Origin of the sequence: Corynebacterium sp. HMSC08F01, from assembly GCF_001807545.1 — a bacterium.
GTDB lineage: Bacteria > Actinomycetota > Actinomycetes > Mycobacteriales > Mycobacteriaceae > Corynebacterium > Corynebacterium coyleae.
In genome coordinates, this window is the sequence record NZ_KV789330.1 from 1 (window position 1) to 4,330 (window position 4,330).

At 56.1% G+C, this 4,330-nt stretch carries 2 protein-coding genes and 1 pseudogene; 2 read left to right on the forward strand and 1 reads right to left on the reverse strand.

What is annotated here, in order from left to right; all coding sequences use genetic code 11:
* Positions 1–592: pseudogene (locus HMPREF3171_RS11355) on the forward strand (hypothetical protein); the annotation flags it as partial.
* Positions 593–1,389: 797 nt separating this feature from the next.
* Here HMPREF3171_RS11355 and HMPREF3171_RS11365 read toward each other — a convergent pair.
* A complete protein-coding gene (locus HMPREF3171_RS11365) occupies positions 1,390–3,021 on the reverse strand; it encodes an LGFP repeat-containing protein (RefSeq protein ID WP_070452889.1) in 1,632 nt (543 codons plus the stop codon).
* A 178-nt stretch (positions 3,022–3,199) separates the two neighbouring features.
* On the opposite strand from HMPREF3171_RS11365, the gene HMPREF3171_RS11370 reads away from it, so the two are divergent.
* On the forward strand, positions 3,200–3,991 hold the full coding sequence (locus HMPREF3171_RS11370) for a trypsin-like serine protease (RefSeq protein WP_168156430.1): 792 nt from the start codon (positions 3,200–3,202) through the stop codon (positions 3,989–3,991).
* Positions 3,992–4,330 lie beyond the last annotated feature (339 nt).

Genomic DNA, 4,330 nt, shown 5'->3' on the forward strand with positions numbered 1-4,330 from the left:
GAGCAAGCTCGGCAGCGTCGCATCATCTAACCTTGGGCGCATGGCTTTCAGCGAAGTAGGTTCCGGCCCGTGGCGCGGGGTCGAGTTCCTCCGCGGCCTCGCCACCCCCGACGACGTTCCCGCAGGCTGCGCCCCCTTGATGTGGCGCCACAACGGCACCGCACGACTCGGCGGCTTCGTCGCCCGGGCGCAGGCGCAGGTGCTTATCGACGACACCTTCGTCCCTGAAGGCACCCAACGCGCCAACCCAGACGCGTTCACCCTGCCCAGCGTGACCACCGCCGCTGCCGACGAGGCGTTCGTGTTCATCGGAGAGATGTTCGGCCGCACCGGCACCATCGAGACGAATCAGCCGTGCGTGGCAGCGCAGCTGACCATCGCCCCGGAAACCGAGTTGGCGATCACACTCAACCCGGACTTCGAGTACGCCTTCGTCGCCGTCGACGGCGACCTGGCCGTCAACCGCACCCCGGTGCCGGGCTTCCCCGTGGGGCTCGTGGACACCGGCCACCGCACCATGGGGCTAGAGAACCGCTCCGACCCGCTCGCGCACGTCCTCATCCTTGGCGGAGCGCCAGCGGGGAGAGATTAGCCACAACGGCCCCAAACCCGCTTCGCAATAAGGGCCCGGGTTGCGTCCCTTAGTGTGGTGCAACGCTTTCTGATGGTGGGCCCTGGGAAGTACAGGGGCGGCCACCGTCAGTAACCTTTCGACTCAACTACCACATTTCACCGAAAGGCACGTAACGATGACCGCTGCTCCGCATTCTATCGACCCTGAAACCTATCTGGATGGTCTGCTCGCCCAAAGACGTGACAAACGTACGGGATACGGATGGTTTGCCCATTGGTTCGTCGCAGCTACATCTATGGTGTCAGCGTGCGTGTGATGCATGAGGGGAGCATGGGCAATTCTTAAAGCTTCTGTTAGTCATTTTTACCGATGTCCCTTATGGATACGTGACCTGTAAGGTTTTCTCCCGGAAAACAAATGGGACTTTTTCCGAGATTCTCTCGTCTTTCATTGATGGAAAACACGAAATGAGAAAATTGAGGAACGATCTGCACCGCTGGGAAATACTCCCTCAACTTATACGTGATGTCCCAGCCTTTGTCGTACCACCGAAACCGATCGAAGTCCTCTTTCCACTGAGGTCGCTCACGAAAGCTGTCGGGTACCTCGATGAAATTTAAATTAAATTCTCTCGTCCACTCAAGGATCTCGTTTCCCAAAACAGGTTCTATGCCTAAATCCGCGGGAAGATAGTAGCCCCTTCCTTCGGAACCGGTGACTACTAGTTCTTTAGAAGGCCACAAGGAACTTGGATGACTATATTCTGGCCGCAGGAAAATTCGATGGGGTTCCACGAAACTAGGCTACCGTCAATTTTACTGCCACGAAAGTGGAAGCCCCTTGACGCATCCCGCCCATTCTGTAGAGTACTCGTCGTCTCCAGCCCACCCGGTAACAAACTCGTTAGTTACGTTGCGGGCAATTGCCACACTACGAGTACCGCTATTAGTATTTTTTCTTTGCTTTCCCCAATTGCCGAGACGAGGGCGATCGAAATCCTCCGCTTGAAAAGTGTAGAATACGCACCCCAGGAAATCATACCACTCTTTCCTAGTTAGAGGATAATTCGCAAAATGGCCCGGATGTTCCCCGACCTCCGGATTAGGCGCCATGTGTGTGCGGAATCGTCTGCAATCCAGGGTCACCATCCCTCTGCCCGGTACTCGCCACGCAGCCAATTTCGTATCTGGTGGAAGCTCGTATTCAATACATGGGAGAACGCGCTCCTGGTAATTTTCGCGCGCTTCATCGTTATGGGAAGTTTCTGCTTGGAGGACGGGGGAACCAACGACGGGAGCGAAAATCGGCCAGTAGAGGTCCTTGGTTATTTGGGACACTCCCGTCAATTTTCCGCCCATAAACTCCTGCTCCTGCCAGAAGCTATCTTGTGCAACCGGATCCCCTACGGGGTAGCCTAAAAGCCCTTTTTCAAATCCCTGTTCAGTGTACTGAATCAGAAATGTTCCGCTCACCGGATGTGCTCCGTGTTGTGGCGTCCAGTAGATCATCCCACCTTCGAAGACGTTGTAACGTCCGATTCCGTCTGGGGTGGTCAGCTCGTCACTGATGGGAAAGCCAAGCGCACTGGTGTGTCCGCCCATGGATTGCCACTTGTCGTAGATTGCCCCTTGGATGCTGGCCTGTGTCGCAGGTAGCGCGTTGTGCGTGTAGACGTGGCCGCCTTCAAAGTGTTGGACGTACCACTGGTTGCCGAGTGAGATGTCGCTGGTGGTGGGGTATCCGAGAAACCCGTTTTCCCATCCGTGCCGCTGCCACACTCGTGACACTGGGATGCTGACGCTGTGCGCACCCGTGCGAGGGTGCCAGTAGATGAATCCATTAACGAACTCGGAGCGTTTGCCCACCCCGTCCGGGTTTGTCAGTTCCTTGGATTTCGGAAGGAGGAGGAAGCTGGTTGGTCCACCGATGGCGTCGTAAAGGTTTTTAATCGCCCCGCACACCTCAAACGGTGCCGGCCAGTACACGCCGCATCCTGGGCGGGCATTTAGCGTGGGGGTGCTCGGGTCGGTGAGTTTGGCTTCTTTGATCTCTGCTTGATCTGCATCGGCTTTGCTGGCGCCTGCCGGGATGCTCTCTCTGTCCGAGCGCATCTGCCCCGGGATGATCTCGCTGTGCGGGTCGTCGGTGGGGTGCCACTCGTCAAGGCCCTGAGGATTAAGCTCGTCCTGCGTGACTTGGTTGACCTCGTACCTTTCGGCTCCGGGAGGGGTGGGGATGCCCCACTGAGCGAAGGGGCCTTCGAGGCTTATGACGGGATTTTCAACTGTATCCGTTGTGGTTTGGGTTTCACCCGAATCTTGTGGGGATAAGTTGCTATGGGACGATGAGCCTGTTGAGGTGGTCTGGGCTTTGGTGGCAGTGGGATGAGCAATCGTAAGTACGGCGACGGACAAAACTGCTAGGCACTTTTTGACTTGCGGATTCATTGTCTTCCTCTGAATGTCTGGTGTTGCGATGTGCTTTGGCTGACCTTAGGCTACAAGTTGCCTGCCAATACCGCAGTGCAATCTGCCAAAATGTTAGTTCCGTGAAAGTAATGTCTATTTCTCGGAAAGGAAGAAGATCGGGGACATGAGGGTCGAGAGGAAATGCGCCACATTCCTGATGGCTGCCGCTACTGTTGCGAGCGTTGTAACTGGTTTGCCTCACGCTGTGGCGAATGATTGGCCATCACTGCAGGCGACGAGTACTACTCCCGTTAAGGACAATCGAATTGCTGCCTTGTGGCAGGTGATAACCCCTGCCAGTAGAGAGGGTGCATCTCGGGTTCGCAGGGAATGTACCGCGAGTTATGTAGGGGATGGGTTTTGGCTTACTGCGCACCATTGTGTATCCCAGAATCCGTCGATGGACGGTTACTTAGAGCAGTTTGATGGGCAGCAGGCAGGGATCGCCGGAATCTACACATTGTCGGATACGGATGACGTTGCTCTGATTGAGGTGGGGCCGGGAATTGATGCGGATACTTTTGAAGTAGCGCAGGATCCGCTCGACATAGGCCAGCAGGCAACACTGACGGGGTACGGAGAGACCCACGACTATGCGTCGTCTGCCACCACAACGATTGTCGCTCATCGTGACGAGATAGATTTCGGATCCGCAGTCTATACCGATCTGTTCGAAGCGCTGTCTGCAACCGCATCACGATCGTGCAGTGGTGACTCGGGGGGACCTGTTTATATCGGGTCAACCATCTATGCAATCCATACGGGAGGGGGTTACAACCCGTCCTGCGTCGACGGAAAAGACATGCTGATGTGGCACACCAATATTGCATCCAGGGCTGACTGGATCAACAGCACTATGAAATTGAATGCTGGGTTAACTGCAGCGGAGGAGTATAAGGCTGCTACCGGGCTCAATGCTGCCCTCACTGGACGAACCGGTATCGAGTGATGTTGGTCAGGGGTAGGATAGGCCCCCTCACAGTCCGTTGAGTAGCAGTCGCTTCAGTTCGTAGAACCTTCAGCAAAACAGTGGCGTCGGGGAAACGGTGGTTCTAACCGGCGTGTATGACGGCGACAGCGGTTTTGGAAGCTACCATGCTCCGTCGTTTGGCTACGGTAGCTATCCGGGGCGAAAGTACACGATTTCGAAGCAGCCATTTTCCCGTGGGGTCAGACAAAAGAAAAGGTTCTTCGAAGTGAAGCAGCGTCCGGTGCGGACAAGCCCCAGCGTGTGGCGTTGCCGGTGCGGCTGGAGCGGCTTGCCCGGGCAGCGTCGGACCGCCAGCGC